General features: G+C 44.8%; 17 protein-coding genes and 1 pseudogene. 17 read left to right on the plus strand and 1 reads right to left on the minus strand.

Going from position 1 to position 14,521, the window contains the following annotated elements; translation table 11 throughout:
- Positions 1-52: 52 nt before the first annotated feature.
- Complete coding sequence (locus tag AC0YNV_RS16160) at positions 53-424, minus strand: iron chaperone (protein ID WP_475768982.1); 372 nt, start codon at positions 422-424, stop codon at positions 53-55.
- Positions 425-931: 507 nt separating this feature from the next.
- Between AC0YNV_RS16160 and AC0YNV_RS16165 the strand changes: the two genes are divergently transcribed.
- The 17 genes and pseudogenes from AC0YNV_RS16165 (at position 932) to AC0YNV_RS16245 (ending at position 14,488) form a co-directional block, all read left to right on the plus strand.
- A complete protein-coding gene (locus AC0YNV_RS16165) occupies positions 932-1,153 on the plus strand; it encodes a hypothetical protein (protein ID WP_475768983.1) in 222 nt (73 codons plus the stop codon).
- Positions 1,154-1,196: 43 nt separating this feature from the next.
- A complete protein-coding gene (locus tag AC0YNV_RS16170; protein ID WP_475768984.1) occupies positions 1,197-2,111 on the plus strand; it encodes a phosphotransferase family protein in 915 nt (304 codons plus the stop codon).
- A gap of 109 nt (positions 2,112-2,220) precedes the next feature.
- A complete protein-coding gene (locus AC0YNV_RS16175) occupies positions 2,221-3,057 on the plus strand; it encodes a nucleotidyltransferase domain-containing protein (protein WP_475768985.1) in 837 nt (278 codons plus the stop codon).
- A gap of 753 nt (positions 3,058-3,810) precedes the next feature.
- Positions 3,811-4,002: a hypothetical protein gene (locus AC0YNV_RS16180; RefSeq protein WP_475768986.1), complete on the plus strand. Its 192-nt coding sequence runs from the start codon at positions 3,811-3,813 to the stop codon at positions 4,000-4,002.
- A 57-nt stretch (positions 4,003-4,059) separates the two neighbouring features.
- Positions 4,060-4,668: a zinc dependent phospholipase C family protein gene (locus tag AC0YNV_RS16185; protein WP_475768987.1), complete on the plus strand. Its 609-nt coding sequence runs from the start codon at positions 4,060-4,062 to the stop codon at positions 4,666-4,668.
- A 255-nt stretch (positions 4,669-4,923) separates the two neighbouring features.
- Positions 4,924-5,394 carry a DinB family protein gene (locus AC0YNV_RS16190; protein ID WP_475768988.1) on the plus strand — a complete coding sequence of 157 codons (471 nt, stop codon included), beginning with the start codon at positions 4,924-4,926 and terminating at the stop codon, positions 5,392-5,394.
- A gap of 273 nt (positions 5,395-5,667) precedes the next feature.
- A complete protein-coding gene (locus AC0YNV_RS16195) occupies positions 5,668-6,213 on the plus strand; it encodes a DinB family protein (RefSeq protein WP_475768989.1) in 546 nt (181 codons plus the stop codon).
- 309 nt (positions 6,214-6,522) lie between these two features.
- Positions 6,523-7,188 (plus strand): short chain dehydrogenase, encoded by a 666-nt coding sequence (locus AC0YNV_RS16200; RefSeq protein ID WP_475768990.1) that lies wholly within the window; start codon positions 6,523-6,525, stop codon positions 7,186-7,188.
- Positions 7,189-7,423: 235 nt separating this feature from the next.
- Entirely contained in the window at positions 7,424-7,762 is a 339-nt protein-coding gene (locus AC0YNV_RS16205; RefSeq protein WP_475768991.1) for a VOC family protein, read from the plus strand.
- A gap of 139 nt (positions 7,763-7,901) precedes the next feature.
- Positions 7,902-8,363: pseudogene (locus AC0YNV_RS16210) on the plus strand (DUF6985 domain-containing protein).
- Between the two features lie 499 nt (positions 8,364-8,862).
- Positions 8,863-9,021 (plus strand): hypothetical protein, encoded by a 159-nt coding sequence (locus AC0YNV_RS16215; protein WP_475768992.1) that lies wholly within the window; start codon positions 8,863-8,865, stop codon positions 9,019-9,021.
- 255 nt (positions 9,022-9,276) lie between these two features.
- On the plus strand, positions 9,277-10,002 hold the full coding sequence (locus AC0YNV_RS16220) for a TetR/AcrR family transcriptional regulator (RefSeq protein WP_475768993.1): 726 nt from the start codon (positions 9,277-9,279) through the stop codon (positions 10,000-10,002).
- 32 nt (positions 10,003-10,034) lie between these two features.
- Complete coding sequence (locus AC0YNV_RS16225) at positions 10,035-11,015, plus strand: carboxymuconolactone decarboxylase family protein (protein ID WP_475768994.1); 981 nt, start codon at positions 10,035-10,037, stop codon at positions 11,013-11,015.
- A 121-nt stretch (positions 11,016-11,136) separates the two neighbouring features.
- Positions 11,137-11,628: a hypothetical protein gene (locus tag AC0YNV_RS16230; RefSeq protein ID WP_475768995.1), complete on the plus strand. Its 492-nt coding sequence runs from the start codon at positions 11,137-11,139 to the stop codon at positions 11,626-11,628.
- Between the two features lie 91 nt (positions 11,629-11,719).
- A complete protein-coding gene (locus AC0YNV_RS16235) occupies positions 11,720-12,373 on the plus strand; it encodes a TetR/AcrR family transcriptional regulator (protein ID WP_475768996.1) in 654 nt (217 codons plus the stop codon).
- Positions 12,374-12,491: 118 nt separating this feature from the next.
- The gene (locus AC0YNV_RS16240) at positions 12,492-13,736 is read left to right on the plus strand and encodes an MFS transporter (protein WP_475768997.1); all 1,245 of its coding nucleotides are present in this window, start codon (positions 12,492-12,494) and stop codon (positions 13,734-13,736) included.
- Between the two features lie 215 nt (positions 13,737-13,951).
- Positions 13,952-14,488 carry a hypothetical protein gene (locus AC0YNV_RS16245; RefSeq protein ID WP_475768998.1) on the plus strand — a complete coding sequence of 179 codons (537 nt, stop codon included), beginning with the start codon at positions 13,952-13,954 and terminating at the stop codon, positions 14,486-14,488.
- The last annotated feature ends 33 nt before the right edge of the window (positions 14,489-14,521 follow it).

Consider the following 14,521-nt stretch of genomic DNA (forward strand, 5'->3'; position numbering starts at 1 on the left):
GCAGCTCCAGCTCTTCATGGCATTCAATATAGTTCAAGGGAACTTATAACTCTTATTTTCGCCAGAAAGTGGAACAGTCCGTCTTATCCAAAATATTAAACTCGATCATTTTCTCCAGTAGTGAGAACTCAACCGGACTATCCCACCGGATACGTACCAGCTCCTTGGTGTAATCATAGCCAGCCTGCACAATTTCATCAGAAAAATGATTAATCCCTGTTCTTTCCGGGGCAACAGCCAAATGATGTTTGGCTACGCTAAAGCCTATAATAAATGTGCCGTGATCGGTAAACATAGGCTGATTCCACGCAAATTTTGGCATTAAATTTGGAAATTTCTTCGTTACCCAAGTCAAAACTTCTTCCGTTCTGGTCCGATGCTGCGGGTTATCAATATGCCCCAAATATTCTGCAAAAACTTCCATTTGCTCCCTCCTAAAATAAAAATTATGTCGTTCAGAGAAGTTCCTCAAGCCCTTAAACAACAGCTATTACGCAAATTATAGAGCATTGAACTTGCCTCGAATAGATGGTCACAGAAAAAAACTCTATAATAAATATGCAGGGATTCATAATGGGAAAAGTGTGAAAGAACGCGGCAAACCGAACCAGGGATAAGCCACGATGTTAGCCAAAGGAGGGTATAGATGAGGAAACAATTAAATAGCAAAGCTATTGTTATATTAATACTAATTACCTGTTGTTTTCCCTTTCTTTTATATTGGTGGTTGTATCATATCCTTAATTCTTCCTTGGTATCGTGAAAGCTTCAACATCGTTTTTATGGTACACTCTCCATAAATTTGGCCAGGAAATAGGGTGTAATGAGCATGTGAATTTGAAATATATAATACATAAGCTTGCTGTGCGGAGGACTTATACTAAATCAGCTCTTTCAAGTGAGGCTCTATGGTGGCGCAGCAGGGTCGAGGTTGAAGAAACCCATCAGGACGTACATAGCCAGACTTGCACGTTTCGGTTTTATTGCAGCTGCAGGGCGCAGGTTTATAATGGTTATTGACAAGCTGATTTGTAACTTGGAAGTAGAAGATAGAATAAAACAGGGAAAAAAATCAAGTCATCTTTTTTTAGTTAGTCAGGCACTGCTAAAAATGGCAAAAGAGTCTTGGAACCTTAGAAGTGAAATAATATAGTTAATACAATACCGTATATCAAATTCCCAAAAGGAGCATCACGATGCAAATAACCGAAGTCCGGGAATATATCCCGGCGTTGTGCAAGGCGACGAACGTCTCAAAGATTCATAAAGGCTTCTCTTATGATGGGAAATATCTCGTTTACGAAGGCAGCGACAAACCGGTTTACGTGCTTCGTACTGCCGCTTTCAATCAGAGTAAACGCAAACGCAGGGAGTTTGAGGCGGTAGGCCGCATACACGGCCTCGGCGTCCGAACCTCGGAGCCAGTTGCATTCGGTACGGTCGAGGCGCTTGATTTATGTTACATGGTTTTGCGTTATGTCGAGGGGGAAGACGCTTCCGAGAGGCTGCCGCTAATGACGGCTGACGAACAGTACAACGTAGGCGTCGATGCCGGACGGGAGCTGCTTATGATGCACGAAGTGGAAGCGGCTGAGGACATGGAAGCGTGGTCAATGCGAAGGATAGCGAAGCACAATCTTCAATTGGCGGAATACCGCCGCTGTGGGGTCAGGCTGCCTGAGGAGGATGCGGTTGTCGCCTTTATCGAAGGGCATTTGCCGCTATTGGAGGGTCGTCCGAACCGGTTTCAGCACGACGACTTTCATCCTGGCAATCTACTCGTGTATGGAGGCGCTTATGCGGCGGTGATCGATTTCAACCGATACGACTGGGGAGACCCGTATCACGATTTTCTGAAAATCGCCTACTTCAGCCGCGAGGTCAGCATTCCGTTCTCGATTGGGCAAATCGACGGTTATTTTAGTGGAAAGATTCCGGAAAAATTCTGGAGCCTGTATGCGCTATATTCGGCGCTGATTATGTTCGGAACGATCAGTTGGACGCTCAAGGTGGTGCCGGCACAACTCGATTCGATGATGGCCCGCATCCGTACAGTGCTGGACGATCACCGGAATTTTGAAAGCGCTGTACCAACCTGGTACAAGCGTTAGTCTGGGAAATCCGTTAAGAAGGTGACTGAGCTGGAAATTATATATAGCTTGAAGCACACGTTCCCCTTTTTTATTAGGGGAAAATATAATAGCCAACCACGGAGGGTCTATGGAACTTGAGAATACAATTTCTATGCTTGTTAACGGTCTGAAGCAAATAAACGGCGTGAGGGCTATTGTTCTTGGCGGCTCAAGAGCCAGAGGGAACCATACTCACAACTCAGATATCGATATTGGCATATATTACGATTCCAGAAGCAGATTAGATATTCCTGGGCTTCAACAGCTAGCCGCCGGTATGGATGATGCTGGCAGACATAACTTGGTTACGGAGATCGGCGGCTGGGGGCCGTGGATCAATGGTGGCGGCTGGCTGGTTGTTAATCATTATCCTGTTGACTTTCTATATCGCGATCTGAACAAGGTATCTGACGTGATCGAGCAATGTCGCTCGGGAGAAATTACTGTTGACTATCAGCCGGGGCATCCGCATGGATTCATCAACTCGATTTATTTCTCGGAGATCGCGTTATGCCAAGTATTATGGGATCCTTCCGGTACTATTGGAGAAATGAAGACAAGAACGGTTCCGTATCCGCCTGAATTGAAAAAGGCAATGATTCACAAGTTTTTTTGGGAAGCGGCTTTTGCACTTGATAATGGGAGAAAGGGGATGTATAAAACAGATCTGGCATACATCGCCGGGTGCTGTTTTCGGTCGATATCCTGTTTGAATCAGGTCTTGTTCGCAGTTAACGAATGCTACTTGATGAACGAAAAAGGGGCTGTTGCAATTGCAGATTCATTTGGAATGGCACCAAGTCAATACTCCAGGAGAGTAAATAATATAGTCAGTTTAGTCACAGAGGATCAGGATTTTTTGGAAAAGTCCTTCAATGAGCTGCGTGATCTGATTGAAGAAACAAAGATTTTTATAAAGAACTAAATGGTTGCGGAAGCGGAGGAGGTTTGACGATGTCCAGGGGAAAGATTATTTATCATAGTGTCTCTTTTGTGGTATTTATTTCATTGCTTTTATTTATTATTGCTTTTCTGAGATATCACTTCATGAGTTCTCTTAAATTAACTTATTATCAATCAGACCGGGTTATGGTTTGGATCTTGATCTCATGTGTTCTTTCAATAAACGCTGTAGGTTTTTTGAATTATTTAAAAAAGCGATTATTAGAATAAATAAAGACTGAGGTTCAGATTTAACTGGTAATGACTATAATAAGGTTAAATCAACCCATACGCTGAGGGAGCGAATTGATTTGACAATAAAACGATCGTTTGGATCGGGATCAATTGCATTATTTGTTCTAATTTCGGGATTTTTATTTAATTTTAAATTTCAAAACGACTTCATGATAAGCCATTATCTGTTTCACTTGTTCAACTGGGATATATATACGAATGGAGATCAGGGTTTTCACATTCCGTTTATAGCCGCTATCATTTTTTGGTTGCCAACAGTGTTAATTTCAAAAAAATACCCCAACGATTTTGGTACATCTTTGAGCTATAAGGTAGGCGGATTTATGCTGGTTGCAAGCAGTATCGTTTTTACAGTTTTCTTATTGGGGATCCTTGTATAAATTCAAGCGATGATTGAGTATTAAAGGCTGCCGCGCGGCGGCCCTCGCTCGGTTAACGGAAACGAAAGCGGAATATTGATTCTATAGGGAGGGTGGATCATTTGGCAGAAGATCAAGAAATACAGGCGCTAAAGGAGCGGATTATTATACTCGAAACAAAAATTGAAATGTTGGATTCGAAAGAACATGAACGCCCATTTTGGGTAAATGTACTTATTGGCTTTGCAGTTACATTGGGGTTTATCTTACTTCTTACTTTGATAATCCCAGCTATCTTGCTTAGCTTCAGCTAGGGCATCATGATTAATTTGGGCGGAGCATAATATTCTTCTTGAGGGGGCCAGCAAGTAATGGGTTCGAGAATGATACACCTTATTATTGCTAATCAAATAGCCGACCACTTTTCAATAAAAGATAAACCGGCATTTTTGTTAGGCGGCATTGTACCTGATGCAGTTTCTCCTAAAGATTTATCCCATTTTTTTGCCGGAAGCCATAGTGATTACACAAGGAGTATTGATTATGAAAAATTCATAAATAAATATAGCTCCCATAAGCATACCAATTATATATTGGGTTATTATACACATTTAATTGCTGATGATATATGGTTAAAGGGCTTCTTTATACCTTGGTTAAAGAATAGACTTGAAAACGACAGGGACGTTTTGGATCGATATCACAATGATTTCCGTTTGTTAAATGGAAAGTTATTGGCTTATTACAACGTTGCAAACAATTTTACCCAGGTGATTGCAAAAGAGGTTGAAATCGTTGAATTAGAAGAAGTCTCAGAAAAAGATATAGAAAAATTTCTACCTGAGGTATTTGAAGATATGAATTATGAACAAAGCTCAATTAAAGAGCAGTTGAGTGTGTTTACTTTTGAACAAATCGTTGGTTATATAGAGACTTCAGTTGAGAAGGGTGTTATGTATATTAAACATCTGATCCGATAGAAAAGTTAAAGTTAATGAAGAAAATATGGGAGGTTGACGCACCGGAAATCATCATGTAAGATTATGGCATCGACAAAGGAGGTGGGAGCTATGAAAAAAAACCGCATAGATGTTATGCCGCAACTAGCCCCTCTTACGGAACAGATGTGTGTTTAGGATACGCCGTGCGCGTGTCCGCTCTATTCTGGCCATGGGCTGATTGCCCGTGGTCTTTTTTATGCTTTCAAATTCAGGCTGTATTAGGAGGCAAAACAGATGTTGAAATTATTCGAGTATAACTGGCAAGTTCGGCAAGACTGGTTCGCTTGGTGCCAAGACGTTTCTGAAGAAGAACTGCTCAAGAAGCGGACAGGCGGGATCGGAAGCATTTTGCACACGTTGTTTCATATCGTGGATGTGGAATTCAGCTGGATATCCGGTCTGCAAATGAAGCCGGAGTTCACGGAGCCATTCGAACCCTATGCCAGTCTGCAGAAGGTGATAGATTTATCCGCCAGGTTTCACGAGGAAGTCCGTCCTTTTGTCCTGTCGTGGACCGATGAAATGGATTCGAAGGATTTAACGGAATTAACGCCAAAGGGGGAACCCGTTACCTTCAAATATGGAGAAGTCATGCGGCATGTCATCGCCCATGAAATCCACCATATCGGCCAATTGTCCGTGTGGTCGAGGGAAGCGGGCAAAGTCCCCGTGACGGCTAATCTCATTCGCCGGGGATTGTTTTAACCCCAATAAGCTGATTATCGGAAAGTACAATTAAACTTTCCCGGCACGATAGTTTTAAAAAGACGAAAAAGGAGCTGCCTCTGCAGCTCCTTTTTCGTCTTTTTTTGGCGATGATTGAGCTAATGAGAGGAGAGTGGTTGAAAAAATCATGATAAAATGTTTGCTTGTCAGCATTGTCGATACATAGACTTTTTGATAAAATATTAGTTATTAAGCAAACATTTTTAATAAATGTTTGTTTTTTATTGACATAGGAATCGGAGGAGAGCAGCTATGAACGATAAAAATAGTCAAAGCACAACAGACTGCATCCGGCATACACTACATTTCCAGTTTGAAATCTCATGGAGAATGCTAGAGATTCATCTCGATGGCCTTGAAGATGAAGAGTATCTGTGGCGACCCGCTTCAAAGGGGCTTCATGTTTTTAATGAATCAGGAGTCTGGCGCGCAGATTGGCCGGAATCAGAGGCTTACGATATTGGACCGGCAAGTATAGCTTGGTTAACATGGCATATCATGTTTTGGTGGACAATGGTTCTTGACTATTCCTTTGGAAAAGGAACATTAACGCGTGAGGATGTTAGCTGTCCTGGCAACATCATCGAAACGAGGGAGAGAATCACACACTTGCGTCATGAATGGGAAACTGCAGTGGCCAAGTTGTTGGATGATGAACTTGTTTCTAACGATCGAACAAGATGGCCTTTCACCGATAAGCCATTTCATGCGCTTGCAGGCTGGCTAAATCTTGAACTTATAAAGAATGCTGCTGAAATCGGTTACTGTCGGTTCCTTTATGCCGCTCAAAGGAAATAATTCATGCTGTATATTCATCCATCCAAAAGACGGCGCAACCATCCATTTAGCTCCGTCTGGCACATCCGATACCGCGAAACATGGCCGGATTTTCGGCTGCATATGTCACTATTTCTTTGTGTGTGTCAAAATCAATCTAATTCAAACAGTTGGTTAGATAATCCCGGGAAACGAAATAGCAGGGTGGATAATTTGTTAGATAATTACGATCTTAAAGCAAAGACGGAGGATGAAATTATCAGTTTATTGGGTGAGCCTGAGCAGAAGATAGATGATACCTGTTGCACAAGAATAAGGAGGGGAATTCATATGAATAACCAGGAGTTACATTTAAGAAAATCGCAAAATCCCAAAAAAATAATCGTGATCGGAGCCACGGGAACCATCGGCAACGCGGTCGCCAATACTCTTGAAGAAAAAAATTATGAAGTTGTTCGTGCATCGCGTAAAGGAGCGGTTCAAGTGGATCTGGAGGACTCAGTTTCTATTGATGCGCTCTTTGCGGAGGTGCACAATGTCGACGCAGTCGTTGTCACAGCTGGAAGCGGCAAATTGACTCCACTTGAATTTCTTTCAGAAGAAGACTTCACGTATGGTATGAAGAGCAAAGTGCTGGGACAGGTTGCTCTCATACGCTGCGCAGTCGATCATTTGCGTGATGGGGGATCCATTACAATCACAAGCGGCAATATGTTCGAGAACCTCATTCCCGGCAGTGCGGTAAGCGCATTTGTGAACAATGGTCTTGAAGGCTTCGTCCGTGCCGCGGCGGCGGAGCTGCCGCGTGGAATTCGATTAAATATCGTCAGCCCAGGCTGGGTAAAGGAATCACTGGCGAGCATGAGCAAGGATTTACGGGTGAATCTTGGATTGGAAAATGTAAATGGAACATCTGCGATTGACGTGGCGCAAGCCTATATTAAGGTACTCGAAGGGACCATGCAGGGGCAGACAATCACCCCGAAGGCCTTTTGATCCTTCATGGACAATTTTATTGAGGTACATGAGAGATAAGGAATCTAAACTTGCGACACTAAGCGCGTCCGCGATCTCCAGCAGTTCATTCAAAATCCTTCAAGAAACGTGACGGATTATCTGCTTAAAAGATACATAATTTAAGGTGATTTTACCCAAACCCTGCCACTTGCATGAAGGTAATATAATGAGGATGAAACACGGTTCAAGAACGAATTGAGGAGAGGGTGGGAAAATGAAAATCAAACATCTCAATCTAACCGTTACGAATGTCTCAACTGCTCGGACGTTTCTGGAAACTTATTTTGGCATGACATGCGGGGGCACCCGAGGAAACAGCTTTGCGGCGTTGTTTGATGACGATGGCTTCGTCCTGACTTTAATGAAAGGGGAAGAAGTCCGTTATCCGAAAACCTTCCATATTGGATTCCCCCAGGAAAATGAAGAACAAGTGAATGCGATCAATCAACGCTTAAAAGAGGATGGCTTTGATGTGAAGCCTCCCCAACAAGCACATGGTTACACCGTTTATGTCGAAGCACCAGGAGGATTTACAGTAGAAGTGCTCTGCTGACTGAAGGGGATTTTCAATGGGCCCGATAGTGCATTCCGAGTGGCTGCCGCGCGGCAGCCCTTCGCTCAACAGCACGGTGCTTGCGCACTCCATAATATGCTACTATTAGGATTGAAATAGAATCGATGGAGGTTGCGAGATGCTGAACAATATTCGAAAAGACGGCTATTTCGTAAGAGCGGACGTATTCTCCCCGCTGTTCAACAAGGAAGTGTCGGTCACTATGGACGACGAGGAGCATATCGGGTATGCGGAGTCATGCATTACTTATTTTAATGCTTTCAGCGATGATTTAATTGTCCGGCTTTGTGAAGCATCAATCAGGTACAGCGACTTTTTTCTCGAATATATCGGTGAGGAGCTCACAGTTTATGAGTCGGCCTGAGACGTGCTCAACCATATTACGCCGCTCACCTTCATCATACCGAATCCTGTAAACGCCGATGAGCCCGTCCTGCATATGGAACTCAACTGCGAATGGGAGACGGAGCACGGCATGGAATGGATTGTTCGCGGCGACAAGGTCCTGTACGTCGGAGGCTACGACGGCATCGATCCATGGGGAGACTTCACCAAGGAAGACCAGTGGAATTACGCTTAAATTATGCGGAATTAAATAGATATACTTCTGTACAAATTATATAATATAAATTTACAAGTTTCGTTGACAAGCCATGCTTCTGCTGTATTTTCATATAGTGTTACACATCATATGTGGACATCCGTTTTAGTTGAGTTAAAGAGATCCCTTGCTTTTTTTCGCGAGGGATCTTGCCGATATTCGCAAGCTGTGCGACCTCCTCCCGGCGTAATCCGGCTGTCCGGCGGCGAGTGCCAACCGGTAATCTTACATCATCCGGAGAAAGGCTGGGCCTCCGTGCTATGTGATACACGTGAACGAACCATTCCTTCAAACGCCTCTCCCCCACAAATCCGGCAAAAAATGCAGCTTACGGATATCTAAGTTGAGGTGAGCCAAAAAAACTTTTATTCACGGGTCTGGAGAAAATCGGTATGATTGAACTAGCCGGCAGAATCTTTACACAAACAGACAGAAGAGATTAGTCATGGACCAACTATAACGACAACAGGAGGTAATAATGAAAATTTTTCTTTATTGTATGTACGCTGGTATATTAGGGGTTATTTCTTTTTTTACTCAGGAAGTTGTTGCTTTTGTTCTATTGGGCTTTATTTTAATAGCTCTTAATAATGTTTTGACGGTCCTCAAAGAGATCTCTAATAAGCTTGATAAATAAACAATATCAATCATTTAATATTGTCCCTCTTCAGAAGGAAGCTGAACTAAAGAAGCACGACAGTGGATGTTCTGAAGCAGTGCGCCACCCGGGGAAGGGATCACGAATGCTTCATCCCTTCTCTAAGGCCGATAGGAGTGGAGAATTGCGGCCGAAACCGCAGGTCTTGATATTATGGCAAGATATGATACAATTTTATTAATTAATAGAGAGAGAATCGGTTTATTAAATATAAATATATAGAAGGAGGAACTTATGGCACGTATTGTTAAAGAACATGAATATGCCAAGAAACGCAATGAAATACTCGATGCTGCTCAACGGCTCATATTTACCAAAGGCTATGAGCAGATGACTATTCAGGATCTTTTGTCTGAACTAAGGATTTCCAGCGGGGCGTTCTATCACTATTTTGATTCGAAGCCAGGGTTATTGGAGGCCTTTATTGAGCGGATAAATATAGAGTCGGAAAAGCCGATCCTTCCCATCGTAAATGATCCTCAACTGTCTGCAACCGAAAAACTGCAGGGCTTCTTTAACGCGTTTGATCAAAAGCGAATAGAGCACAAGAAAGAGCTGGTAAAGCTGCAGAGCGTTTGGTACAACGATGCGAACGCCGTAGTCCGTGAAAAAGTGAACGAGGCGGTGATTACACATCGTGCGCCGCTGCTGAACAAGATCGTACAACAAGGTATTCGGGAAGGCGTTTTCACTGCAGCCTATCCTGCACAGGCCGGTGAGGTCATCCTATCCCTATTGCAGGGCATGGGGAGCACTCATGCCAGGCTATTGCAAACATCAACAACGGAGCATGATGAACGAAGTGTCATTGAACGTATTGTCACAGTTCATGCAGCCTATATGGACGCCATCGAGCGTATGCTTGGCGCGCTCCCAAATACCTTATATCGCATTGACGCAGATGTGGTCGAGGTGTGGGTGAATGCAATAAAAGATGATGCAGAGAACGGATTGGACTAAAACAACGTTTTATTTAAAGGAGGAAAAACCTGATGGAAGAGGAAATGAGGAACAAAACGGACGGAGCGGCACAAGTGAACGTCCGGCAGGGGCGTGGAACGATTAAGCGGCCGACGGAGGCTCGGATTCCGCTGTTGGATGTGTCGGCGCTTTCGAAAGATCAGCGTGTGTTGGCTGGTACCGGAGCGTCGAATGTGCTTCGAATGCTTGCACACCGTGGAGACCTGCTGGAGGCCTGGCTTGAGTTCGGGGCGCACCTCACGACCGGAGGACGGGTGTCAATGCGAACACGCGAGCTTCTGATCCTACGTGTTGGACTCCACTCCTCGTGCGAGTACGAGTGGGCCAACCACGTTCCCGGAGCTCTCGGTGCCGGAATGACCGCCGCCGAGATTGCTTCCCTAGCACAAGGCGCTGGCCCGTGGTCCGATGCTGATGCGGCGGTACTAGACTTAATCGACGACCTCTGTGCAGACGACTGCGCTTCGGAGAAGACATGGAAGGCACTGACAGCATCGTACGATGAGGGAGAGATCATCGAATTGCTGATGCTGATTGGCTATTACCGGATGAACGCCGGATTCCTGAATTCGCTCGGAGTGCAGGCTGAGCCTGGGCGCCCCCGTCTCGGCGAAGGTATGTCCTGCGAGTCATCCTTGCCTCCCCAACGGTCGATCAGCAGCTCCACGGCCCGAGAACGATCGGAGGCAAAACCAGATGGGACGTGGCATCTGAAATTTTACCACCCCGCGGCGACACAGGAACTCCGGCTCATGATCGTGACGAGGGAGGGGGTGCTATCCGGCTCGCTCATCAATGAGGTATTGGATGTCACTGTGCCAATCTCAGAGGGAAAGGTATCCGGGCATCAGGTGACATTCACGACTGTCATGACGAAACCGTATCCAATAACCATCACATGGGAAGGGACGATCGATAACGACTTCCTCGCGGGCACAGCCAAGATCGACGGCGCGGCCTCGTTCCCGTTTGATAGCGAGCGGGTTGGATAGTTGGCATCCTGTTGGCGACTCTATGTTTGGTACCAGGGAAAGATAGTACTAGTTAAACATGGCGTTCTGAATTATTGTTAACTCAACCACAACAAGGTGTATATTAGGACGGGCGACTGGCATGCAACAACGGGTGGGAGGGAGAAAGATACTTAATTGGCTATTGAGTGATTGGATGGCAAGTATCGTAATCATTGTATTATTAGTGGTCATTTTCGTTATACTCTTTAGTTCCCTGGTATTCAAAAACTTGGTTATAAAAATCATCTCCGCGGCACTCATACTTACCTTACTGATTTCGATACCCTGTATTGGATACTCGGATTGGAACCGCGAATATCAATTAAAGGCCGGGATCAATAATTTACGTTTAGAAGATATAACGATTTACTCCGATAAGAATGCTATTAAAGAAATAATTGCCAGCCCACACCCGATACAGATCAATGTCCCTAGCGGTTTAAAAATTCAGAATGAAGGAAGTACTCTTTTCTTTACACAAGTTGTGCAAATAGAAGATAAGAGCTACAGCATAAGAATGGCTTGTTATATGTACCCTTTAGCATGGACACCGTATCAAACATGGGAAGTAAATTTAATAAGAAGGGCCTGATTGATCTTCTTTTTTATTTAGCTTGACAATTCTAAAGGGACCCGATATATTAGTTACATACCAACCGAATGTATGAAAGGAGGAAGAAATCTTGGCAAGAAATAAACACCCTGAAGAAACGATAAACCAGATTCTCAACGTTTCGCTGAGCCTGTTTATGGAAAGGGGTTATGAACACACCTCTATTCAGGATATTATAGACGGCCTTGGCGGGCTTACGAAGGGAGCCATTTATCACCATTTCAAGTCAAAGGAGGATATCATGTTGGCGGTGATCGAACAGCTCTTCAAAGGAGTTGACGATAATTTGATCGCCATCCGGGACGACAGTGAGCTTAACGGTCTGGATAAGCTTCGCCGAATCATCCGCGTCTCTTTGGATAATCCCGTACAACTGGAAATGATGTCTACGGCGCCTAATCTCCTGAACAATCCAAGGATGCTGGCAGCCCAAATGCAAAGCATAATTGAGGATGCAGTGCCCATTTATATCCAGCCCATCATCGAGCAGGGAATAGCGGATGGCTCCATCAAAACCGACTATCCCAAGGAGCTTAGTGAAACGATCATGCTTCTCAGCAATCTGTGGCTGACCCCCTTGATTTTTGAAGCTCCAGCCGAGGATATGCTTCGCCGGTGCCGGTTCTTCCAGATCGTATTGCAAGGACTAGGACTTGACCTGCTCGATGAGCAAATGATCGACCGGTATGCGGAGTTTTATCGTTTGTACAGTGAAAAGATATGAAAGCCGACTGAAGGTTGTAGGCTTAAAATAACTGCTTCTGAGGCAGATTATTTTTTGGCATTATACATACCTTCGGTTGGTATCAAAAAAATACGAGCTAAAAAATGGAGGAATACTTATGAAACAGCAATGGAAAAAAACATTCGCCTTAATCTTCAGCGGTCAGCTCTTCTCGATTCTGACCACATCCATGGTTCAATTCTCGATCATTTGGCATTTGACGGCGACGACCGAGTCTGCGATTGTCCTGATGATCGCCGGGCTTGCCGGATTTTTGCCGCAGGTCATTCTGGGTCCTTTTATCGGTGTGTGGCTTGACCGCTGGAACCGCAAGAAAACCATGATTGCAGCGGATGGGACCATTGCCCTCTTCAGCTTGGCTTTAGGTATCTATTATTACGTGGGTGACCCGAGCCTGGTATTTGTTTATGTCATCCTGTTGATCCGCTCGACCGCTTCATCGTTCCATGCTCCGGCTTTCCAGGCGGCAATACCACTGATTGCTCCGGAAGATCAGCTGACCCGGGTGGCAGGCTGGCAGCAGATGATCCAATCTGTCTCGATGATAGCCGGACCTGTCCTCGGCATTGCGGTATACTCGGCCACTTCTCTTGGCATTGTATTGTTTCTGGATGTGTTTGGCGCTTTGATCGCCAATCTGATGCTTTTGCTCACGAGAATCCATCAGCCAAAGGCGGAATCCACTCCATCAGCTCCTTCCTTCTATAGCGAGTTCAAGCTTGGCTGGCAAGCCTTTATTCAGGCAAAACCGATTGTTCTGCTTACCGTCGGCACCGCGATTTTCGGTATTGCGTTCATGCCGCTTCCGACCTTGTTTCCCTTGATGACCCTGTCGCATTTCGGACGCGGCGGCTACAACGCGAGTATGGTCGAAGCCTTATTCGGTATCGGAATGATTCTGGGCGCGATCTTGTTATCCATGCTTGGTTCCCGCTTGAAAGACATTGCGTATATTTGCATCAGCCTGGTTGGAATCGGCCTCACCTGCGTAGCGATCGGTGTCATCAGCCAAGAGTCGTTCATCCTGTTCGTCATCCTTTCCTCCGTCATGGGAATGGCGGCCCCATTCTTCAATGGCCCTTATATGGCGATGCTTCAACGAGCATATGAACCTGCCATACTGGGCCGCGTTATCTCTCTGGTGACCAGCGTCACGCTGCTCTCCGCGCCGATCGGGCTCGCTCTGGCAGGACCGATTGTGAACAAATTCGGCGTGCAAACGTGGTTCTTCTGGTCAGGCATCGCCACGATATTAACGGGCTTCTTCATGTATGTCCAGTTCAAACGCATGCATGCGAGCGAACGTTTAGACAGCCTGGGCAGCGTAAACCAGTCCCTTTAAGGGGGCTGGTTTTTCCGGTTCATATGATCTGTTTACGTGCTAAAGCTGTCGTTAACACAGGATTCAGCCCCGTTGAAAGGAGTGAGGGCAAGGAAAGAGATTGCTGCCAGCAGGCGGGGGGATGAAAGAAACTTTCCAGACACTGGAAACGTATAATGGTTGAGTTGAAAGCTGCAGAAACGTCTTTTTAAGTGTTCTGGTGAGGAGATGGTTTTTTGTCAAAAATAATGAAAATCATTTTATCCATCGCTGTGATATTAATCGTTTCGCTCGGACTGAAGGACGATACACAAGGCATTAAAACGGCTGTTCTTTCTTTAAACCAGCCAATGACAAACCTTGTTCGGATTGAACGATTAGAAAATAAAAATGCTATCGCATTTTATGAATGGGGCGCTGCTCCACAAGAGTATTTCGGTATTGCAATGGTAAAGAAAAATCTATTTGGCTGGCATTTTATTGGCGGCTCCACTTCGCAAACTCCAAAGGGATATAAGTTAGGCTGGTCTTATTCAGACTTAAGGGGGGAGTTCTCAAAGTACACGGAGATTAGTTATGGAAAAATTTTCGACTCCGATGTTGAAAGCGTACTTGTTACGACTAACAAAGGAAAGCAATATCCAGCAAAGATACTTGAATACGATAGCGGCGAAAGGTTATGGTTCTTAATAACAAATGGATTAGACCTGGCAGGTTCCACTGTAATAGGCCGTTCTGCAAATGGAGAAATAATTGAACAGATTCCAAGCTAAGTGACGAGAATAAATATCTGCTGGAAATTTACG

The organism is Paenibacillus sp. JT31N11 (genome assembly GCF_056269285.1).

Excerpts from the sequence above, each read along its gene's own strand:
- AC0YNV_RS16195 (WP_475768989.1), top strand. The coding sequence starts at position 5,668 with ATGAACGATAAAAATAGTCAAAGCACAACAGACTGCATCCGGCATACA.
- AC0YNV_RS16200 (WP_475768990.1), top strand. The coding sequence starts at position 6,523 with ATGAATAACCAGGAGTTACATTTAAGAAAATCGCAAAATCCCAAAAAA.
- AC0YNV_RS16205 (WP_475768991.1), top strand. The coding sequence starts at position 7,424 with ATGAAAATCAAACATCTCAATCTAACCGTTACGAATGTCTCAACTGCT.
- AC0YNV_RS16175 (WP_475768985.1), top strand. The coding sequence starts at position 2,221 with ATGGAACTTGAGAATACAATTTCTATGCTTGTTAACGGTCTGAAGCAA.
- AC0YNV_RS16215 (WP_475768992.1), top strand. The coding sequence starts at position 8,863 with ATGAAAATTTTTCTTTATTGTATGTACGCTGGTATATTAGGGGTTATT.
- AC0YNV_RS16190 (WP_475768988.1), top strand. The coding sequence starts at position 4,924 with ATGTTGAAATTATTCGAGTATAACTGGCAAGTTCGGCAAGACTGGTTC.
- AC0YNV_RS16185 (WP_475768987.1), top strand. The coding sequence starts at position 4,060 with ATGGGTTCGAGAATGATACACCTTATTATTGCTAATCAAATAGCCGAC.
- AC0YNV_RS16170 (WP_475768984.1), top strand. The coding sequence starts at position 1,197 with ATGCAAATAACCGAAGTCCGGGAATATATCCCGGCGTTGTGCAAGGCG.
- AC0YNV_RS16160 (WP_475768982.1), bottom strand. The coding sequence starts at position 424 with ATGGAAGTTTTTGCAGAATATTTGGGGCATATTGATAACCCGCAGCAT.
- AC0YNV_RS16230 (WP_475768995.1), top strand. The coding sequence starts at position 11,137 with ATGCAACAACGGGTGGGAGGGAGAAAGATACTTAATTGGCTATTGAGT.
- AC0YNV_RS16240 (WP_475768997.1), top strand. The coding sequence starts at position 12,492 with ATGAAACAGCAATGGAAAAAAACATTCGCCTTAATCTTCAGCGGTCAG.
- AC0YNV_RS16225 (WP_475768994.1), top strand. The coding sequence starts at position 10,035 with ATGGAAGAGGAAATGAGGAACAAAACGGACGGAGCGGCACAAGTGAAC.
- AC0YNV_RS16220 (WP_475768993.1), top strand. The coding sequence starts at position 9,277 with ATGGCACGTATTGTTAAAGAACATGAATATGCCAAGAAACGCAATGAA.